This window comes from Lactiplantibacillus brownii, assembly GCF_031085375.1.
Lineage (GTDB): Bacteria > Bacillota > Bacilli > Lactobacillales > Lactobacillaceae > Lactiplantibacillus > Lactiplantibacillus brownii.
In genome coordinates this window covers 2,633,611-2,653,928 of record NZ_JAVCWF010000001.1, presented here as the reverse complement: position 1 = coordinate 2,653,928, position 20,318 = coordinate 2,633,611, and the positions used below count along the sequence as shown (strand labels likewise).

The following is a 20,318-nucleotide window of genomic DNA, read 5'->3' as shown; positions in this document are numbered from 1 at the left end:
CGAGGTTAGCTTTTGAAATTAACAGGACGCGAAAAAAGTGAATTATTTTTTGAAGGAGTAGTGACCGTTATTCTGCTACTCCTTTTAAACTTGTCGATCGTGGTTTTGATCAATAGTGCGATTGCGCATAACCCCGGCTTGCAAAGTGGGATTTTCCAGATCAAACGATCGATTATGATTGGTCCCAATAATTATCAATTGTGGAGTTATGAAAATATCTTTATTGCGTTGATGGTTATTGCGGATGGTTTCGTGCTGTATTGGCGCCTGATTCGGCGTTATAAGCAAATGCAGTTACGTCATATTATTAGTGAATTGCACTACATTGCTGCCGGTCATTTTGATCATCGAATTAATTTTAATTTAACGGGTGATACGCAGCGGGTCGTCGAAAGTGTGAATGCATTGGTCGATTCAGCAATCCATTCAATGGACGAGGAACGCGAAATTGAGCATTCCAAAGATGCCTTGATTACCAATGTGAGTCATGATATTCGGACGCCACTGACGTCGATTATTGGCTATCTGGGCCTGATTGAGAATCAGCAGTATCAATCGGAAGATGATTTGGTCAAATACGCGCACATTGCGTATCTCAAAGCGACTCAGATGAAATCATTAGTTGAAGATCTGTTTGAATATACGAAGGTTCGGCAAACGGAAACACCGTTGAATATTAGCCGGTTAAATTTGACTGCGATGTTAGAACAATTGGCGGCTAGTTTTGAATTGGAAGCGAATAAGAAGCATTTGACGTTGGAAGTCGAAAGTGGCCAACAACCGATTTATTTAGAAGCGGATGCTGAAAAGCTTGGTCGGGTCTTCAACAATTTAATCACAAATGCTTTTAAATATGGGACTGGCGCGCACAAGGTAATCTTGCAGGCGGAGCAACGTGGTGAAGAAGTTGTGATCCACGTGACGAACGATGGACAGCGGATTCCAGCAGATTCGTTAGGTATGTTATTTGAACGATTTTACCGAGTGGAGGAATCACGGTCAAAAGCGACGGGTGGTTCTGGGTTAGGTCTGGCTATCGCGCAAAGCATTGTACAGCACCATGGCGGCTATATTTACGCGCAAAGTGACGATGCCTTGACGAGTTTTGTGATCCATTTACCTGTCAAGCATGATCACCCGCTAACAAAAACCGCACAAAAAGTTTCAAATTAACTTGTGTACGGGCGCAGAATTAATTAAACTTAAATTTAACACGTTCAAGAAAGGGATAATTGAGAAATGAGAGTTGCGGGAAAGTTAAAGAAAGTTATGATCAGTTTGGTTGCGGCGGTGACGTTCACGACGGCTGGTTTAGGTCTTGCGGGGGCCGGTATTACGGCGCAAGCCGCTACCACGCCATCAATTTCAGCTAAGGCTGCTATCGCGGTCGACGCGGGAACTGGTCAGATCTTGTATGACAAAAATAGTACTAAGCCAATGGCGATTGCCTCAATGACGAAGATGTTGAGTACTTATTTAGTCTTACAAGCGATCCATCAAGGCAAATTATCTTGGAACCAAAAAATTAGCGTCAGCAAAGATGTCGCTAAGATGAGTCAAAATACGGAATATGCGAATGTGCCATTATTAGCAACAAAGACTTATTCAGTCCGTGAGTTATACAATGCGACCGAAATTTATTCAGCCAACGCGGCAATTACGGCGTTAGGTGATGCGGTCGCTGGCACGCCACATAAGTTTGTCACGATGATGCGGCAAACGGCTAAATCATTTGGCATTACGGATGCGACGATCATTAACGCTTCTGGCTTGACTAACAAAGAAGTCGGTAGCGCAATCGGTTATAGCAATGTTGCGGCTAACGCTGAAAACGAAATGTCAGCGCAAGATGTTGCGACGGTTGCTCAAAAACTGTTGGCTAAATACCCTGAAGTTTTGACGACCTCTAGCATTGCCCATGCCTGGTTCGAAAAAGGCACGAGTTCCGCAACGAAGATGGATAACCGGAACTACATGTTAAAAGGGTTAGTTAAGCATTATGCAGCGTTGCCAGTAGATGGCTTGAAGACTGGGACGTCTACTAAGGCCGGGAATGCCTTTACTGGGACGGTTAAACTCAGCAACGGTAATCGAATTATTACGGTTGTGATGCATGCGGGTGCCGCTAATGATAATGGGACGGAGCGTTTCACGCAAACGGCCCAGATCATGTCATATGTTTATCATAACTATACTAATACGACCTTAGCTAAGAACAACACGATCAAGGGTGTCAAAGCCGTGGATGTTCAAGATGGGAAAGTTTTGACATCAGACTTGGTTGCTAATGGGACTAGCACAAAGATCTATTTGCCAACAGGGACGGATGCTTCTGAGGTTACTGGTAAGGCTAGCTTGAAGAAGTCAGCTACGACTGCTGGAAAATTACAAGCACCGGTTAAGAATGGTAAAACGGTTGGGACGGCCAACTTGTCGTTGAATAAGAAGACTATTCAAGTCGTTGATGGCACAAAGAGCAAGCCACTCACGGTCAACGTGACACCAAAGAAATCGATCGAAAAGGCCAACATCTTCGTCCGTATGTGGCGTGGGGTTAAGAGTTGGTTCTAAACTGAATCAAGTGATTATTTGTGTAACGAGTCTGGGGGAAACCTCAGGCTCGTTTTTGCGTTAGGCTTGTTTGTGAGTTCACTGGTCCTTGTGACTCTGACAAGGCTGGCGGGCACTTGGAAAGGTGTTAGAAAAAGTGACATAAAAAAGAAATATCAGCCTTTCCAGAATAATTGTATAATAAGTAAGGGTTTTACAAATGGGGCATTGTGAATGGGAGGTTCAATAGTCATGGGGATAACACTGCGTACTGCGACCATGTCAGATTTACCAATTATTGTCGATATTTATAATCAAGTCATACCAGGTCATCAGGTCACGGCTGACCTAAAGCCAGTGACCGTTGATCAACGGCGGGAGTGGTTCTTGGGACACACTGCGCCTCATTATCCATTATGGGTGATCAGCAACGGCGATTTAATTGTCGGTTGGCTGAGCTTTTCGGCTTTTTATGGCCGAGCTGCCTATGCTAAAACAGCTGAAATTTCGATTTATTTAGACCGAAGTGTTCAAGGCCAAGGGATTGGCAGCCAAGTTTTGGAAATGGTTCCTGGTAAAGTCACGTTAGCGGGACTCAATGTTTTGCTGGCCTACGTCTTTTCAAGTAACTTAGCCAGCATCAAATTATTCCAAAAATTTGGTTATGACCAATGGGGCTTTTTACCAGGCGTTGCCGAACTTGATCATCGTGCCAACGATTTAGTGATCTTGGGTAAGCATTTCGACTAGAAAATAATGATGTAAACGTTTTCTAATTGTTAATAAGCGAACAATCTAATGTTAGAGGTAGGATTGCCGTTAGAAACATGTTAAAATTAAACCCGAATGTCTAAACAAATAGACATCAGACAATGTTGCTAGAATTCTTTACTGGTAAGGTACTGGAGGCATTCTTGGTGAAAAAGAACGAGCCAAATTGGTTAGTGGTATTGCGAACTGTCATGCCACTTGGGCTTAGCTATATTCCCATTGGTCTCGCTTGTGGGGTTTTATTGCATGCAGCCGGGTTCAACCATTTACTGACAGCGTTAATTTCAGTCATGGTCTTTTCCGGTGGCGCCCAATTTTTGATTGCATCGATGTTGACCATCAATGCACCAATGACAACAATTATTTTGATGATGTTTTTCTTGGAACTACGTTATGCATTGCTAGGATCAAGTCTGTCCCGTTATTTAAAAGGACAGCGGCTACCGTTTATCCTCTTTTTTGCATTTTCGATGAATGATGAAAATTACGCTGTGAATTATTTGAAATTTGCGACGGATAAACATTGGAAACCAAGTCAAGCATTGCTAGTTGAGCACTACTCGTTACTATTTTGGACTGTCAGCAATATTATTGGGAGTTTAATTGGTAGCGCCTTGACCATTAATTTAAGCGTCGTAGATTTTGCATTAACTGCCCTGTTTATTTACATGGCCATTATGCAAACTAAGAGTCGCTTAACCATTTTAGTCTGTGCTTTATCTGGGGTTCTGACGATCTTCTTCCTAGTTTGGATGAAGAGTACGTTAGGGTTAGTCGTGGCGACGTTATTAGCGTCGTTAACTGGCTACTTTATTGAACGTCACTTACTAGCACATAAGCCGGAAAGTCATTTATTATATAAAGTCCACGATCCCACTGGTCAATCGGCCATGGAAGAAGACTCTGACAAGTAGGGCACAGAGGGGTTTTAGTTATGCAATCAGTCAGTTCAATGAGTAGTTTGGACCACTTTTGGTTGGTCATCTTTTGTGCCATTGTGGCGTTCATTCCACGTTTTTTTCCGTTGTTGTTTTTTACGAAGCGCAAGATTCCGGAATGGTTTAATGAATGGATGCGATTTGTGCCAGTGTCATTATTTACGGCACTCGTGGTCAAAAGTGTCTTTATCGACAGCAAGTATCAGATCATGACGACCGGCAATTTAGGCATGATCATCTCGGCGATCATCGTTGGGATAATTGCCTTTCGAACCCGGTCAATGACGTTATCCGTTGTTATTGGATTAGTGTCGGTGATGATATTTGTGTTAGTCCTGCATATGTGAATATGAAGTTAATGATGGAACTGGCGGATGCTGGTTCTTTTTTGTAGAGTGTTTGAGCCCACGGGTTGCTTCTGAGCATGGCCTAGCTAACCAATTACTCGGTGTTTTTCCGAGTGGTTGGTTAGCGTAGCCAGCGGAAGACGCAGTGGGCTCAAACACGTTTCGGCTATAAAGCTAGAACGCATTCTGGCTTTGGTGTAGCAAGCGGAAGCGGCAGTTGACTTTACCACGTTTCGGCTATAAAGCTAGGACGCATTCCTATAAAGCTAAGACGCATTCTGACCTTAGCATACCAACACGACATAAGGGGGGGATTCAAATTGACATGGTTACTCGTGATCTTGCCGGGGTTTCTGGCCGGTCTAGTGCAAGGTCTAACTGGCTTTGGTGCGGCAATTATTATGATGATTTTTCTACCCCAATGGTTACCCATGGATCAGAGTGCAGGGGTGGCAGGATTGATCATGTTTGCGAGTGTGATCACCATGGTCATCCGTTACCGGCAGCATATTCAGTTGAAACGGATTATGATACCGTTTATCGTTTATGCCAGTGTTGCGGCTTGGTCGGTCCACCTAGGTAAAGTTTTGGATGTGCAGTTACTCAGAATTTTGCTGGGTGGCTTATTGGTCGGACTGGCAATTTACTTTACAGTGTCCAAACAAGCCGGCACGCAGCGTTACCCGTTTTATGTGGCTGGCGGGTTCATGATTATCTCTGGCTTTTTCAATGGCTTGTTCGGTATTGGGGGCCCATTGATGGCCTTATATTTCTTATCGTTGTCAAAAGAAACCGGGGACTATATTGCCAATTTGCAGACATTTTTCTTAATTGATGTCGTCTATATTACGAGTATTCGAGTGGCAAATGGGATTCTCAGTGCTGCAGATGTCCCGATTGTTTTGATTGGTATGCTGGGCGCTATTTTAGGAACTGTTCTGGCGGGGCGGATTCTACCACGGATGAATATGCACATGGTTCGGCGCGGTATCTATACTTTTATCGGGTTGAGCGGGCTTTACTATTTGTTTTTCTAGCCTTTGGGCCGAGTGACTCATTTTAAACGAAAACTGAGCCTAGGGAATTTCCCCAGACTCAGTTTGCGATTCTTGATTTTAGTTAGCGGCAGTGATAGTGCCTAAGCCGTATTGAAAAAGTAAGTCGTCGGTTTTGTTTAAATCGAAACGTTGGACTAAGGCAAAGATGACCAGTGCATCCCATTCATCTTTGGCATATAGCGGCGCGTAGCCGGTCCGTTTTAACATGGTGGTCATTTCAGTTAAGGTTAGCTGAAAGCCAAAGCCTAACGCAATGGTGCGTGAGCGACTCGGCCGACGTTTGCCATCGAAATATTGGTATCCCGTTGTTGGGGTTAGATTTGCCTGTCGAATCACTAAACTTTTAGTCAGTCCTTTAATGTGCAGCAACTCGACTAAATATTCAGCGGGCTCAAAATGAACAAAGTTGGACTCAATCGAGGTCATAAACTGATCCGCCCCTTTAGCATGAGTAATTTCGTTAAGTAGTTCTTCAGTTTTCTGTTCCATTTTGTCGATCACCTCGCCAGTCATTTAATGGTCTAAGTGTACCAGAAATCATTGCAACTTAACGGTTAAATGTTGGTTAGAAAGGGCATTCGGCGTATAAATCAAGGTTACAGTCCCAGACTGTTTTGCTTGACCAATCAGATCACCAGTCACTTTGCCGTTGGCGGATAGTTCGCCACTGTCTAAGGTGTCGCGGTCATTGGTATTAATTTCATCTAAATCAGTGCGGTTGCCGGCCGATTTAATTTTGAAATCATAGGGGTTGTAACTTACTTTGGACTTGCCAATGTTTTCTAAAGTGAGATTCACGGTATAATATTGATTGCCAGATTTGGGCTTACTGAGATCGTCATCAAAACTACTGGCAGTTTTCACGCTATTCACTGTTAGTTGCATGTGGTCAAGCTTGGCAGTTTCTCCAACTTTTAAAATCTGTGTCGTTGTACGAGCTGGTTTTGCCACTTTATCTGTCTGCTTAGTGTTCGAACGAGTTGGTGAGAGAACGCCAATGGCTAAAATGATTCCGAAAACGATCAGTAACCACAGCCACCATTTTTGATACCATGGTTTGACGGCGATAAACGTTTTCCCGTTGGCATCGATGCGCTTTTTTGCCATGATGGGCCTACTTTCTTAGGGCTAAGCCGCCCGCGATGATGATTAATAAGCCACTTAGAATGCCAAAATAGCTCACAAAAACAATATTTAAAACGCCACAGATAATGATGAGCCAACCCATTAGTTTATGGTTCTTGTTGATCAGTGCGGCTAAGACGATTGCCAGTGCTGACACGGCAATACAAGCCCCGCCCAAGCTGCCTAAGCTACTGCTACCGCTGGCGCCAATAGCACTCCCTAAGCCGCCTAGACCCATGGCTAAAATGCCACCGAACATGCCGAAGATCCCGCCGATGATTCCTAAAACTAACTCAGCTGTTCGTGACCGGTGGGTACTTTTGACTGTTTGTTGCACGTATTTTTGACCATTTTCATCGATGATTGTTTGTTTTGACATTGTAATTCCTCCAAAATTTTAATTGTGATTAAGTGTCGAAGTCTTGTAAGAAAGGACGTTTTTACATGCTACTGATTGTCCAAGCGATGCAGCTATTAACCGCTAATACATATACGCCCTTGGGACCGCTGGTGACGGGTCGTGAATTTCCGTTGTTAGTACAGCAACAACAGGTCGTTTACGTGGCTAAACTAGTTGCCACGTCTGAACTGGCCGTCATGCAACAATTAAAGGCACACCCCACACCGCTGATGCCCCAGATTCGAGAAATCTTGCATCAGGACGATTGTCTCGTTAGTATTGAAACGTTGATTAACGGTCAGTCGTTGGCAGCACGACTGCAAGCACAGGGGACATTTAGTTCCGATGAAGTGAAGCAAGTGGCGCTTGATCTCATTCAGAGCCTCCAGCATTTAGAAAAGCTGGCAATCGTGCATCGTGATCTCAAATTAAGCAATATTATGGTGAGTAATCAACATTATTATTTAATTGATATCAGTGCTGCCCGTCAGCACCAACGTGATCAAAGTAGCGATACGCGATTACTGGGGACGAGTGGTTTTGCGGCGCCGGAGAACTATGGCTTTGCCCAAACCGATGGCCGTAGTGATATTTACTCCCTGGGCATCGTGTTGAACTGCTTATTGACTGGCAAAGTTCCCGTGAGTCGACAAGCTTCGTTGACGCAATTAACGACAGCACCGTTCTGGCGCCCAATCATTGAAAAAGCGACTGCTCTTGATCCCCAACGCCGCTACCAAAATGCCACCGCGTTGCTGACAGCGATTGAGCCACCAACGAAACCGGTAATGCGATTACGGCCGGCACGACACTGGGTGAGTCGTTATTGGCCGCCGGTTCGCAAAGGCCTCTGGTGGGCCTATGCCATTGGCTGGGTCCTGCTGCTATTGTCGAGTCTCACTGAGACCAACTGGCTGACTCGGGTCACTTTCTTAGCGGCCATCTTTATTTTCTTCGGGCTCCCAGTCATGATGCACTGGTTAAATCGCTGGCTTTATCACCGATTTGCTAATCTTGAGTGGCATCACTATCGTGGTTGGCTGCGCGCCGCCGAAACCGTAGTGATCATCCTCTTGATTAGTTATGTCGGTCACTTCATGTAGCCTTGTCCCTGAGTACAAAACCTAGCTTAACTGGTTTCGATGGCTAAAGCTTATGCAGGTTGCATAATCGCTAAAATTAGTTAGCGCAATTATGTTTTGACTGATGGATTAAGTTTGACTAGGACATTGTGTTATAAATATAAAGGTTGAAAGACTCAAAAGCATCACAAATGTTGTAGTACCGGTAACCCATAAGCCTAAAGTAAACTCACCTAAATTTAGCGCTCCGTCAGTCAAAATCGGTGTGCTGTGGGGGACGGCGCCAGCCAAGGTACGGTCTGACGCCTCAATTCCAAGCCGACAAAACACGTCTTTGAATTGCCCCGCGAGATTAGTCAGCCAAGAACGCCGATTAATCTCGCCGACACTGCACACCGATTTTGACTGACTCCGCTAAGCATAAATAACTACTGACTTAGCTGGAGGTTGTTGCTGATAGCATCGGACGTGCAGGTAGTGTTTGACCGGCGTTCTTTTGCCGGCCTTACACCACGGACGGTCCCTCGACCGCATGTTATCGGCAACAACCGGAAGCGGCAGTAGTCGACTAGTTTTCATTACCGGATTGTTGACGTAGTGGTGCAGACCGGCAATTTTTAACTTTCAACCTTTAGTTATAAATATAAAAAAACAGCACTGAAACCAGGTCAATCCTGATTTCAGTGCTGTTTGTGTTTACTATTAAGCTTTAACGGTATTGTCGTCGTACATATATTCACGTGTCATTGGGAGGTTCCGTGAAGAAGCACCCTTAGAAACGAGATATTGCATGACATCAATGTTTCCTGATTGGAATGAAGCAGCACAGGCTTGGAGATAAAGATCCCACATCCGTGTAAAGCGGATGCCCATTTTGGCTTCAATTTCAGCTCGTTTAGCATTGAAGTTTTGGTCCCATAATTCAGTGGTCCGTTGGTAATGCCGACGTAAGGTTTCCACGTCATCGACTTGTAAGCCACAGTCAACAATGTGTTGTAGGTTTTCGGTCATCCCAGGAACATAGCCACCTGGGAAGATATACTTGTCTAACCAGCCGTTAGTTGCGCCACCTTGTTGACGGGTAATCCCGTGTAACAAGGCCACACCATCGTCTTTAAGATACTTTTTGACGTCTTGGAAATACATTGCCAAGTTATCTTTACCGACATGTTCAAACATCCCAACACTGGTGATGTAGTCGTATTGTTCATTACCTAGTTCACGGTAATCTTCCAAACGAACTTCGGCAACGTCACTCAAACCTTCGTCTTGAATCCGCTTGGCAACGAGGTTGTATTGTTCTTTAGATAACGTGATGCCGACCACTTTCAAATCGTATTCTTTAGCGGCCGTCAACATCAATGTTCCCCAACCACAGCCAATATCAAGCAATGTTTTACCGGGTTGTGGATTGAGTTTTTGAATGATGTGATGAACTTTATTGATCTGGGCAGTTTCCAAGCTATCGTCTTCATTTTGGAAATAAGCACATGAATACGTTAGTGTGGGATCAAGCCACATTTCATAGAAGTCGTTCCCAACGTCATAATGACTTTGGATGTCTTCTTGACTCTTCTTTTCAGAATGAGACTGTTTAGGCATGAATTTTTTGAGCTTGGAATCATTGAAAAAGCTTTCAGCTGATTCGTAAGCTGATTCAATTAACTTTTGGATACTACCATCAATTTCGATGATGCCATCCATGTAAGCTTCGCCTAACGCAATTGAAGCGTTCTTAGTGATTTCGCGAACTGGAATCGCCTTTTTAAAAGTCACAGTTACCTCTGGGGTGCCTTCACCATAGGTTTCGCTGCTGCCATCCCAGTAATTAACTTTAACGGGAATGTTGAATGAGCGGCTCAAAAAGGTGTGATAAAAAGTCTTTTCTAGCATTAGAATAAGGATCCTTTCTCCATAAAAAATACAATCATTATTATACGCCAATGAAAACAGTTTTGTAAGCACAATGCACCCCGGTTAATTTGTCAAAATGGTATAATGAGACATTCAATGAATGGGGGCGTCAGCATGAAAAAATGGGTGTGGGTCTTGGCGATTATTGTCGTTGCATTGGGGGTCGGCGGTTATTCATATTCGCGACAGCAACTGCAAGAACGTGCATATGCCGCGGATATTCAAGCAGGCAAACAGGCCCTAAAGTCTGAACAGTACACACAAGCAGAAAGTGCGTTTACACGTGCAACGCGGACTAAAGCTAGCGATGTGGCGGCACAACGCTATTTAACGCAGACCCAAACTTATGTGAACGGGACCCAAGCGTTAAAATCACATCAATTTTCAGAAGCGCAAGCGAGTTTTACAACCGTCAAAAATACCAAAAAGGGTTCTGGTGTGCTGGGTGACCGGGCCAAGACTTCAGTTAAGTTAGTCAAAAAGATTATTAGCAAGCGTAAAGATTATACCGATAAGTATCAAAAAGCCCTGTCACTAAATCGGGCCAATGAATTTACAGATTCTAACGGAGTCCTGGCAGTGTTGTTCCAAAGTAAGTCGTTTCATGGGACTTATTATAATGATATTTATAAAAAGGCGAAGGCACTCCGTAAAGAAAACAATGCGGCTTTGAAGTCGCTAACGGGTTCAACACCAATCACGGATAATCCAACGGAAAGTGCAACAACTTCGGCTAATCAAACCAGTGAAAGTCAGTCGGCACCAGCAACTCAGCCTAACGATAGTCAACAAAAGTCACAACGTGCAGATGATAAACAGACAGCCACGACCCAATCGGATCAAACAACGACGCAGTCAGCAACTTCGGGTGCCAATTCGGCAACCAATAACAGCACACCAGCTGCCAGTTCTTCAGCAACCACGAGTTCAATCACGAATAGTGCTGGGATTCAGGCTACTCGTGAGGAATTCAATGAAGCTGGCTTGAATGGGAACCGTTATACGGATGCTGAAATTCAGGCGATTATGCAAAAAGCGGCGGCGGAACATACGTCACCAGTTCAAGCTGCGCAACACTTGGCGCAACAACCATAATTTATTAATAATTTAATAGTGGTATGGAAGCATACCTTACAATCATCGAGAAAACACTTGAAATTAAGTGCGAATCGGTGATTTTTTTATAAAAACTGTTATAAATATAGGAGTAAGGACAGATTATTTTCTGTTTTTATGTGGCGTTTGAACCATGGGGGCGGTCGGATTTATATCTATTTGGGGCATTTTTTTACAAATTAATGTCAAAACGGGTATAAAAATGACTATTTTGTGTACTATTTCTGTTTGATGCTTTAGAATATTAACAAGATTAGGGGGTTAAGGTGTGCGGTCGATTGATCGGATACATGGCAGCGCCAACGGGCAAGATTGTTTGTCAAGTTTGGTCATTTAAGGTTATCCGATCATGCGGCATAAACACCGAAATTTAGTATGATTATTAATAAACATGTCATGCGTAGTACGAACGAAAAGCAAGTCCTTCAACAAGTTATTAACGAAGGTCCCATTAGTCGTAGTCAAATTTCCCGTAACTTAAGTTTGAATAAAGTTACTGTTTCCGATATTTACAACCAGTTACTCCGGGCACAGTTTATCAAGGAAATCGGTTGTGGGGTCAGCACCAAGAATGGTGGCCGTAAACCGGTGATGGCGGAACTCAACGTCAACTATGGCTTTGTCGCCAGCATCGACTTATCGGCTAATGCTGTGAAGTTAATGTATTCACGGCTAAACGGTAAAATTCTGCATTTCCAAAGCTTCAAGACGAACGATATGACCTTAACGGATATTATCGATCTGATTGAAGACCAGTTACGGAATGTTGACGATTATGGTACCGTCCATGGCTTGATGGGGGTCGCAATTGCACTAGACGGTATTATTTACGAAAACAAAATCTTGAAGACGCCAATCAAATGTTTAGCTCATTTTGACTTGGCGAAGTATTTACGCGACAAACTGCGTATCCCAGTTATGCTGGAAAAGAAAGCAAACTTAACGGCCGTATTTGAACGTGACTTCCACAACAATGAAATCTTCGATAATGTGGTTTCAGTGGTGGTCCGTGATGAAATCCATGCCGGAATCGTTGCAGATTCACGATTATACTCTGGTCATGAAGGTGAAGCCGGTGAAGTTGGGACCGCGTTACTTGAAGACCGATCCGTTGAAAATCATATGGAATCAGCTAACGAATATGCTTCCGAAAAGTCCTTATGGGCAAAATTGAAAGCGATTAAACACGTGGACCGGTTGGACTTGACGGCGGTTAAACATGATTATATTAATCATGACCCAGAAGTCACGAAAGTCTTTGACGACTTTGTTTACTATTTGTCAAAGGTCGTTTCAAACGTTTCCACAGCCTTCGCCCCGGATGTGGTCGTCTTGAACACCAGTGTCTTGGAAATCTTGCCACAATTGTTGACGGATCTCCGAAACACAACGGCAAAGATGTCTTCGCCAACGCGCCAAGTGCCAATTATCGCGACTAAGAATGTTCAATCGGCCGCCTTACTTGGTGGGGCTTCTGAGATTATCCACCAAGCGTTAGGTCTCGAAAGTCTTAAGATGCATTTCTCATAAAGTTAATCAGTTGTAATCAAACGTGTAAAGCTCATTTCGGCTTTACACGTTTTTTGCGTAATAATGACGGACTTTTCATGTTTATCCTAGTGTTTTCAGTTAGAATGGACGTAAGGCTAGTAGAGGGAGTGGATGTTGCGTGGAACTTTGGTCACAGTTTGTCCACAACGTACGGTTGCGGCGAGCTTGCGTGTTGTTGATGATTTGTTTGGGGCTGTATTTGGCATCGAGTATGCTGAGTATTATTTTGCTAACGTTTATCTTTACCTTCCTGGTGACGCGGTTGGTTCGTTTCGTGCAGCACTGGGTGAAGATTCCGAGTACGGTGATCGTGATTGCCGTCTATGCGTTGGTGGTACTGGGGCTGTATTTTGCTGTGACGGCGTATTTGCCCAAGTTGATAAAACAAACCTTTTCAACGTTTGAATCGGTTTACCGATTCTATCAAGACCCGACGCACGACACGAACGAATTTTTAGCGTGGGTCACGAATTATTTTCAAGAATCTGAGATTTTAAAGCAGGTTAAAACTGGGATTTCAGTTGTTTTTAAATATATTACGAATATTGGTAATATGGGAATTACGTTCTTCTTGTCGTTTGTGCTCAGTTTCTTCTTTACGGTTGAGGATCAGCAGATGAGACGTTTCTCTAAGCGCTTCTTGACGAGTACCTTTGGCTGGTTCTTCCAAGACGTTTACTTCTTTGCGAAGAAATTCGTCAATAGTTTTGGGGTTGTTTTGGAAGCCCAGTTCTTGATTGCGCTCGTAAACACGGTGATCACGGTCATCTTTATGGCCTGCTTGCATATGCCACAATTGATCAGTCTGGGCTTGATGATCTTCTTGCTCAGCTTGATTCCGGTAGCGGGCGTGATTATTTCATTGATTCCACTGAGCCTGATTGCTTATTCAGTTGGTGGTGTGCGATATGTGGTTTACATGGTGATCATGATTGCCATCGTGCATACCTTAGAAGCGTATGTGCTGAATCCGAAGTTCATGGCTAGTCGAACGGAGATTCCGGTATTCTATACGTTCGTCGTGTTGCTCGTGAGTGAACGGTTATTCGGTGTTTGGGGACTGATCGTCGGGGTACCAATTTTTAACTTTGTGTTGGATATTATCGGCGTGAAACCGGTTCACGGGCTGAAACCGAAAATTCATTTGAAAAAAAGTTTAAATTCTGACCATGATTCGGGAAATAACTCCTGATTATATTTTGATTTTTCAGCGTTTCAGTGTAAAATAAGTGGAGTAAATAATAAATGAAAGAGGTCATTAACTGCTATGGCAAAATTAGTATTGATTCGTCACGGTCAAAGTGAATGGAACCTGTCAAACCAATTTACGGGTTGGGTTGACGTTGATTTAAGTGAAAAGGGTGTTGAAGAAGCTAAAGCTGCTGGTAAGAAAGTTGCCGAAGCTGGCTTGAAGTTTGATTATGCCTTTACTTCAGTTTTGACTCGTGCCATCAAGACATTGCACTACGTTTTGGAAGAATCTGACCAACTTTGGATTCCTGAAACCAAGACTTGGCGCTTAAACGAACGTCATTATGGCGCTTTACAAGGTTTGAACAAGAAGGAAACCGCTGAAAAATACGGTGACGACCAAGTTCATATCTGGCGTCGTTCATATGACGTTTTACCGCCATTATTGAGTGCAGATGACGAAGGTTCAGCTGTTAACGATCGTCGTTATGCTGACTTAGACCCTAACATCGTCCCTGGTGGCGAAAACTTGAAGGTTACTTTGGAACGTGTCATGCCTTTCTGGGAAGATCAAATTGCGCCAAAGTTGCTTGATGGTAAGAACGTCATCATCGCAGCCCATGGTAACTCATTACGTGCCCTTTCGAAGTACATTGAAAACATCTCAGATGATGATATCATGAACCTTGAAATGGCTACTGGTGAACCAGTTGTTTATGACTTCGACGAAAAGTTGAACGTCTTAGGCAAAGAAAAGTTAGGCAAATAATCAGCTGATTATTTACTGATTTTATAAGAAGCGCCCGCTAAGTGGGGGGCGCTTTTTTATGGCTTTAAAACTAGCTAGGTTAAGATAACTTGGGATGAGTTTGGCAATTAGTGACAAATTCGGACGCTAAATGGACACTGCCACTTTCATGTTAGTTCGTTAACTTTCTGAAAATCGAGGGGCTTTTTACATGTACGATGAAGCTGAGTTATTAGAAGCTAAACGTCAAATTGATTCAACCTTGCATAAGATTCGTGAAGTGGTGAAGACCTTTGAAGCTAAAGACGATCCGTCACGGTATAAGTCTCAACTGACTTTAGCCAAACGCCGACTAAAAGCTTTTAGCATCGCGAATCAGTTGATTGAAGAGAAGCTAGCTGAATTGAAAGCAGGTAGTGGCCACTAGTTGGACGCTAGCCATTAAAGCTTCTATATAATTTCTGTGTACTAAATGAGAGTTCTTAGATTTGGGGGAAGCTAATGAACGTAAAACGTTATGGGATTGATGCGCCATTTGCACTATTGATTTATACCGTTTTTGGAATTGGATTGCTTGGACATGCCTTTTTGAATCGTTCAAACTATCCGATTGGCATTGAAGTAGTTATTGGCATTGTTTTAATTGTTGGGGCCGCAATTTATTGGCATACAACGACTAGCGGAAAATATCGAATCTTTGATCATGCTGTTGAACAACTAAGACCAGACATACATGACCAGATCTTAGATTTAGGTTGTGGTCGTGGAGCGCTATTAACACGGTTGGCAAGCCAGGTGCAGGTGCCAGGGAAAGTTGTTGGACTAGATTTGTGGCTGTCCCGAGATCAATCTAACAATAAGATGACGACGACGCAGAAGAACGTTGATGATTTGGGGTTAACTGAACGGGTCAATCTAGTGACGGGCGATATGACTAAGTTAGACTTTCCTGACGAAAGCTTTGAGATTATTACTTCAAGTTTTGCAATTCATAATATTAAAAATAAGCAGGCGCGTGACCAAGCAATTAATGAAGCTGTACGAGTTTTAAAACCGCACGGTAAGATTATGATTATTGATACTGGTCATAATATGAATGAATACGGTCAGACTTTACAAGCAGCTGGTGTCCAAGTAACGCAGTTGAAACGTTTAGGCTTCAATGGTTGGTGGGCAACACCACTGACTGGGAGTTACATGGTAGTTGGTTGTAAAACTATCTTAGATGAATGATTAGGCAAGATTAAGAGAATTGATAGGGGTATTTGAATAAATGAGTGAAGCAACAAATGCAAATGAAGTTACACAACGTGAAATGGTTAAATTGATTGGCTTATTCCGTAAGAATGGCTTTAAAGGCGAGTACGTGAGTTTCCAACACGTCGTTGATGAAGGGGCTAGTTACTTTGTCGTCATGTCCGATGAAAATAACGGGACACAAGGGTTGTTTAAGGCAGACTTAGTGAGTGGAACGATTGAATTCCAATATATGTTGGATAAGAATCATGCCGTTGCTAAGTAAATAGATTGATTTGGAAGGGAAGATGAAATTGCACCTAAGTTATTAGATGGCAAGAACATCATCATCGCAGCCCATGGTAACTCATTACGTGCCTTAAGCAAGTACATCGAACGGATTTCTGATGACGACATCATGAATCTTGAAATGGCTACTGGCGAACCAGTTGTCTATGACTTCGATGAAAAGTTGAACGTATTAGGCAAAGAAAAGTTAGGCAAATAATCAGCTGATTATTTACTAGATTTTCAAGAAGCGCCCGCTCTTGTGGGGGGCGCTTTTTTATGGGTGCGCCCGGCATGGGTGATAACTAGGCGGTGTAAGTCCGCTGTGGGCCGTAGTAGTCGGAACCACGAGTTGAGGGCAAGGGTGTCCGCCGTGAGACGGAATCTGAAGGAAGCCTAAAACAAGGTACTGAACTGATGAATAAGAAGTGGCTATAAGGCTAGAGTCATCTGGATAAGGTTGCTCAACAAACTAAAGTCCAATACTACTCAAAGATGACTAGAGTAGAGCCAACAGTTGCATGGTACGAAAGCTATCATTCTTACCCGGGGAGGCCTGATTTACAAGTTCCCGACTAGAACGCCGATATGGTGTACAGGAATAACTTAGCCAGTGATGGCTAACTGAGTATTTCAGGAGTCAGCCGAGGTCATAGTAGTTTGCCAATCGGCAAACGAAGGACCGAACAATAATAATTCTCACTGATACTGGAGGTGTTGGTAATGCGAATATTGCAGAAAACAGAACAAGCTGACCACCAAGGGATAGATAGTCTGGAAGACAAAGGGAATCTTGGGGCGCATAGTGTTACTGACGGTGAAAGTACAGTGCAGAATGGTGTTCCATTTGTAGACTTGGTGCTTGCGAGAGGCAACCTTAACCTCACTTTTAAACGAGTCAGGCGTAATAAAGGAGCCGCTGGTATTGATGGTATGACCATCAACCAGCTATCCGAATATATCTACAAACATCGAGATGAACTCTTAGAGAGTTTGCGTAACGGGACTTACTGCCCGAAACCAGTCAGACGTGTCGAAATTCCCAAGCCGGACGGGTCAACCAGAAAGCTAGGTGTTCCGACTGTGATTGACAGAATGGTCCAACAGGCGGTAGTCCAAGTGTTGTCACCAATTTATGAACAAGTATTTTCCGACAATAGCTACGGCTTTAGGCCTGGACGAAGTGCGCATGACGCTATCAAAAAAGTCATGAGTCTTTATAATCAGGGCTATCACTACGTGGTAGACCTGGACTTAAAAGCCTACTTTGACACGGTAAACCATGATTTACTAATGAACTTTGTTCAACAGCAAATTCATGACCCATGGCTATTACATCTAATCCGCAGGTTCCTAAAATGGTCAGTTGTTCCAGAAAACAACGAAGGGCACCCCACAAGGTGGGAACCTATCACCACTGCTAGCCAACATTTATCTGAATGAATTAGATAAATTACTGGTCAGTCGAGGCCGCCAATTTGTACGCTATGCGGACGACTGTAACATTTATGTCAAAAGTAAGCGTGCTGGTGAGCGAGTCCTGAGGAATATTACTAAATTCCTAGAAAACAGTTTAAAAGTGACAGTCAACAAGAAGAAAACAACGGTTGGGTCACCATTAAGACTAAAGTTCTTGGGATTTACGCTGGGTGTTGATCGAAATGGGGCGTATCCGCGTCCACATGGAATTGCCAAGCAACGTGTCAAACAGTCACTTAAAGTTATGACAGTTCGAAGCCGAAGTATCAGTTGGCAACAATTGATGAAAGAAATTCGTCAGAAAATGCAAGGATGGTTGCAATATTATGGGATTGGTAAATTGAAGACGTTCATTCAGCAATTGGACACATGGCTTAGAAGTCGTATAAGACAATTGATTTGGAAACGTTGGAAAAAGGTCAAAACCCGAATTCGTCAACTGATGAAAATGGGCATGACAGTAGAGCAAGCTAAGACCAATGCCAATACCAATGCCAATACCCGAAAGGGATATTGGAGAACGGCTCATAGTAAGACAATGAAATATACGTATACAAACGAAAAGCTAGAGCGTCTTGGATTGATAAATTTATCCAAGACACTCCAGCTTATTCAGAATACTTAAATTATTGAACCGCCGTATACGGATCCGTACGTACGGTGGTGTGAGAGGTCGGTAATTGTGAAATAATCAATTACCTCCTACTCGATCCTAAAAAGCAATTAATGTTGGATATCATTAGATGAAGTCGGCAATTTGTGACAATTTTAGGTGGAAAACGGACGCTGAACGGGCGCTAGTGGTCTCTGTGGAAACTAAGGCGTAGTTTTAACATGGCACCCATGATATCCGTATTACCCATGTAGAGGATGTCAGATACTAATTAAACCAAGTAAACGACCTTATCCCCAGAATTTCTAAAATGAAGGGGATAAGTGAATAAAAAGAATGATTGATGTGAGTATTTATTGCTCACAGGTGGATAACTTTTACGGCATAAAGGTTATCCACAAAGAGAAATTGATAGGAGTTTTAATAAATGAATGAAGCAGCAAATGAAGTCACGCAACGCGAAATGATCCGGATTATTGGGTTGTTCCGTAAGAACGGATTTAAGGGCGAATACGTGAGCTTCCAGCATGTTGTCGATGAAGGAGCAAGTTACTTTGTCGTGATGTCAGACGAAAACAACGGGACACAAGGCCTGTTTAAAGCCGATTTATTGACTGGGACGATTGAGTTCCAATACATGCTAGATGAAAATCATGCAGTAGCAAAATAGAAATTAAAAACTCTCTCTAGTTGAAAATGAAAACTAGAGGGAGCTTTTTTATCTATGATAAATTGATTTTTAAGTGGAACTACGAGCCCTTTGTCGATATTCTTTAGGGGTGCATTGGTACTTTTTTTTGAATAGTTTATAAAAATGATTAGGATTTGAAAAACCACTTTGTTCAGCAATGTGATTTATCGACAAATCTGTATTTAGGAGTAGATGCATGACTTTTTCTAACCGAAATTGTTGAATGATTTGTGTATAATTTTTTTTAGTGTACTTTTTTAAAAAACGTGTTAAATAATTAGGATGGATACCAAAATGTTGAGCACAAGTTGTTAAAGATAGGTCATTAAAGTTGACACTAATATAATTTAAAACATCAATAATGGAAATACTATTTTGTGTTTGCAACTTATCCTGTTCGTAATTTAAGGTAGTATTCTGACGAATGATTTCGGTGAATAGTAAGATAATTAGGCTATTTACAGCTTCTTTCCAGCCAATCTGTTTGTAGTTTAATTCGAGAACGATATTTTCAATATAATCACGAACTTTCTTATTGCTTTTATTGTGAAACATTAAGTAGTTACCAGTTAAATTACTTTTATAGAGGGCGGAAGTGATGAAAGCCGACATTACGTTATTATCAGCCAATTCGGATAGTAAATTATCTAAGAAATAAGATTTTCGCATCATTAAATTAACGGCGATGCAGTCATCGGGTATCTTTTTCATTGAATGAACTACGAAAGTATCCAGTATAAACAGATCACCAGCATTCATGGTGATCTGTTTATCGTTAACGGTTTGTTGATAAGTTCCTTGGTAAACGTACGTCATTTCGATGAAGTCGTGTTTGTGTATACCAACGTTTACATAGTGAGGGTGGTGGTTAAAGGTAATTTGCTCGGTGGCATCCATATATTGGTCAGCCATGAGTTCTCTAACACCATGTGAGTCAAAAATAAAATGCTTATTAAGATAGTCACAAACAATTAGGTCATTGGTTTCATGAAGTTGATTAGCAGTAGTTTCGATAATATTTTTTTGAGTAATAATGGTTAGAAAGTCATTTTGCATATTAACTCCTTGGTTTGATTATGACATAAAACTGGTTGTTAATAGATATTGTATCACAATTTAGGATTGCTATACTTTATCAAGTAAACGGTTTCGTAAAACGATTTCAATAATCGGGACGTTTATATATATGATATTTAGGGTTGTTTGTAGAGAATTTTAAG

Annotated in this window: 21 protein-coding genes and 2 pseudogenes; 18 read left to right on the top strand and 5 right to left on the bottom strand. The window is 42.5% G+C overall.

Annotation, left to right across the window (positions count from 1 at the left end; translation table 11 throughout):
* Window positions 1-12 precede the first annotated feature (12 nt).
* The 6 genes from RA086_RS12435 (at window position 13) to RA086_RS12410 (ending at window position 5,643) form a co-directional block, all read left to right on the top strand.
* Entirely contained in the window at window positions 13-1,173 is a 1,161-nt protein-coding gene (locus RA086_RS12435) for a sensor histidine kinase (RefSeq protein ID WP_308704097.1), read from the top strand.
* A gap of 66 nt (window positions 1,174-1,239) precedes the next feature.
* Window positions 1,240-2,571, top strand: a complete 1,332-nt coding sequence (locus tag RA086_RS12430) for a D-alanyl-D-alanine carboxypeptidase family protein (RefSeq protein WP_308704096.1) — start codon at window positions 1,240-1,242, stop codon at window positions 2,569-2,571.
* A gap of 231 nt (window positions 2,572-2,802) precedes the next feature.
* Complete coding sequence (locus RA086_RS12425; RefSeq protein ID WP_308704095.1) at window positions 2,803-3,300, top strand: GNAT family N-acetyltransferase; 498 nt, start codon at window positions 2,803-2,805, stop codon at window positions 3,298-3,300.
* Window positions 3,301-3,422: 122 nt separating this feature from the next.
* Window positions 3,423-4,235, top strand: a complete 813-nt coding sequence (locus RA086_RS12420) for an AzlC family ABC transporter permease (RefSeq protein WP_308704094.1) — start codon at window positions 3,423-3,425, stop codon at window positions 4,233-4,235.
* 20 nt (window positions 4,236-4,255) lie between these two features.
* Window positions 4,256-4,606 (top strand): AzlD domain-containing protein, encoded by a 351-nt coding sequence (locus RA086_RS12415; RefSeq protein WP_308704093.1) that lies wholly within the window; start codon window positions 4,256-4,258, stop codon window positions 4,604-4,606.
* Window positions 4,607-4,926: 320 nt separating this feature from the next.
* Window positions 4,927-5,643: a sulfite exporter TauE/SafE family protein gene (locus RA086_RS12410; RefSeq protein ID WP_308704092.1), complete on the top strand. Its 717-nt coding sequence runs from the start codon at window positions 4,927-4,929 to the stop codon at window positions 5,641-5,643.
* A 78-nt stretch (window positions 5,644-5,721) separates the two neighbouring features.
* Here RA086_RS12410 and RA086_RS12405 read toward each other — a convergent pair whose 3' ends face one another.
* The 3 genes from RA086_RS12405 to RA086_RS12395 are packed head-to-tail and all read right to left on the bottom strand — an operon-like array spanning window position 5,722 to window position 7,168.
* Window positions 5,722-6,153 carry a hypothetical protein gene (locus tag RA086_RS12405; protein WP_308704091.1) on the bottom strand — a complete coding sequence of 144 codons (432 nt, stop codon included), beginning with the start codon at window positions 6,151-6,153 and terminating at the stop codon, window positions 5,722-5,724.
* A gap of 48 nt (window positions 6,154-6,201) precedes the next feature.
* A complete protein-coding gene (locus tag RA086_RS12400) occupies window positions 6,202-6,771 on the bottom strand; it encodes a DUF4352 domain-containing protein (RefSeq protein WP_308704090.1) in 570 nt (189 codons plus the stop codon).
* Between the two features lie 7 nt (window positions 6,772-6,778).
* Entirely contained in the window at window positions 6,779-7,168 is a 390-nt protein-coding gene (locus tag RA086_RS12395; RefSeq protein WP_308704089.1) for a DUF4064 domain-containing protein, read from the bottom strand.
* A gap of 65 nt (window positions 7,169-7,233) precedes the next feature.
* Between RA086_RS12395 and RA086_RS12390 the strand changes: the two genes are divergently transcribed.
* A complete protein-coding gene (locus RA086_RS12390; RefSeq protein WP_308704088.1) occupies window positions 7,234-8,292 on the top strand; it encodes a protein kinase domain-containing protein in 1,059 nt (352 codons plus the stop codon).
* Between the two features lie 681 nt (window positions 8,293-8,973).
* Here RA086_RS12390 and RA086_RS12385 read toward each other — a convergent pair.
* Window positions 8,974-10,164, bottom strand: a complete 1,191-nt coding sequence (locus RA086_RS12385; RefSeq protein WP_308704087.1) for a cyclopropane-fatty-acyl-phospholipid synthase family protein — start codon at window positions 10,162-10,164, stop codon at window positions 8,974-8,976.
* A 135-nt stretch (window positions 10,165-10,299) separates the two neighbouring features.
* On the opposite strand from RA086_RS12385, the gene RA086_RS12380 reads away from it, so the two are divergent.
* The 11 genes and pseudogenes from RA086_RS12380 to RA086_RS12335 all read left to right on the top strand — a co-directional run bounded on the left by RA086_RS12380 (window position 10,300) and on the right by RA086_RS12335 (window position 19,077).
* Window positions 10,300-11,280, top strand: coding sequence for a cell surface protein (locus RA086_RS12380; RefSeq protein WP_308704086.1), 981 nt, complete (start codon window positions 10,300-10,302; stop codon window positions 11,278-11,280).
* Between the two features lie 396 nt (window positions 11,281-11,676).
* On the top strand, window positions 11,677-12,831 hold the full coding sequence (locus tag RA086_RS12375) for an ROK family protein (protein ID WP_308704085.1): 1,155 nt from the start codon (window positions 11,677-11,679) through the stop codon (window positions 12,829-12,831).
* A 139-nt stretch (window positions 12,832-12,970) separates the two neighbouring features.
* Complete coding sequence (locus RA086_RS12370; RefSeq protein ID WP_308704084.1) at window positions 12,971-14,044, top strand: AI-2E family transporter; 1,074 nt, start codon at window positions 12,971-12,973, stop codon at window positions 14,042-14,044.
* 75 nt (window positions 14,045-14,119) lie between these two features.
* A complete protein-coding gene (locus RA086_RS12365) occupies window positions 14,120-14,812 on the top strand; it encodes a 2,3-diphosphoglycerate-dependent phosphoglycerate mutase (protein ID WP_137616185.1) in 693 nt (230 codons plus the stop codon).
* 190 nt (window positions 14,813-15,002) lie between these two features.
* The gene (locus tag RA086_RS12360) at window positions 15,003-15,218 is read left to right on the top strand and encodes a hypothetical protein (protein ID WP_308704083.1); all 216 of its coding nucleotides are present in this window, start codon (window positions 15,003-15,005) and stop codon (window positions 15,216-15,218) included.
* Window positions 15,219-15,292: 74 nt separating this feature from the next.
* Window positions 15,293-16,024 carry a class I SAM-dependent methyltransferase gene (locus RA086_RS12355; RefSeq protein WP_308704082.1) on the top strand — a complete coding sequence of 244 codons (732 nt, stop codon included), beginning with the start codon at window positions 15,293-15,295 and terminating at the stop codon, window positions 16,022-16,024.
* 40 nt (window positions 16,025-16,064) lie between these two features.
* The gene (locus RA086_RS12350; RefSeq protein ID WP_308704081.1) at window positions 16,065-16,313 is read left to right on the top strand and encodes a hypothetical protein; all 249 of its coding nucleotides are present in this window, start codon (window positions 16,065-16,067) and stop codon (window positions 16,311-16,313) included.
* An 18-nt stretch (window positions 16,314-16,331) separates the two neighbouring features.
* Window positions 16,332-16,535 (top strand): annotated as a pseudogene (gpmA, locus tag RA086_RS12345) (2,3-diphosphoglycerate-dependent phosphoglycerate mutase); the annotation flags it as partial.
* A 503-nt stretch (window positions 16,536-17,038) separates the two neighbouring features.
* Window positions 17,039-17,903, top strand: a pseudogene (gene ltrA / locus RA086_RS15980) (group II intron reverse transcriptase/maturase); the annotation flags it as partial.
* 135 nt (window positions 17,904-18,038) lie between these two features.
* On the top strand, window positions 18,039-18,419 hold the full coding sequence (locus RA086_RS15975; RefSeq protein WP_407659095.1) for a group II intron maturase-specific domain-containing protein: 381 nt from the start codon (window positions 18,039-18,041) through the stop codon (window positions 18,417-18,419).
* Window positions 18,420-18,834: 415 nt separating this feature from the next.
* Window positions 18,835-19,077, top strand: a complete 243-nt coding sequence (locus RA086_RS12335) for a hypothetical protein (RefSeq protein ID WP_308704080.1) — start codon at window positions 18,835-18,837, stop codon at window positions 19,075-19,077.
* A gap of 69 nt (window positions 19,078-19,146) precedes the next feature.
* Here RA086_RS12335 and RA086_RS12330 read toward each other — a convergent pair whose 3' ends face one another.
* Window positions 19,147-20,154 carry an AraC family transcriptional regulator gene (locus RA086_RS12330; protein ID WP_308704079.1) on the bottom strand — a complete coding sequence of 336 codons (1,008 nt, stop codon included), beginning with the start codon at window positions 20,152-20,154 and terminating at the stop codon, window positions 19,147-19,149.
* Between the last annotated feature and the right edge of the window lie 164 nt (window positions 20,155-20,318).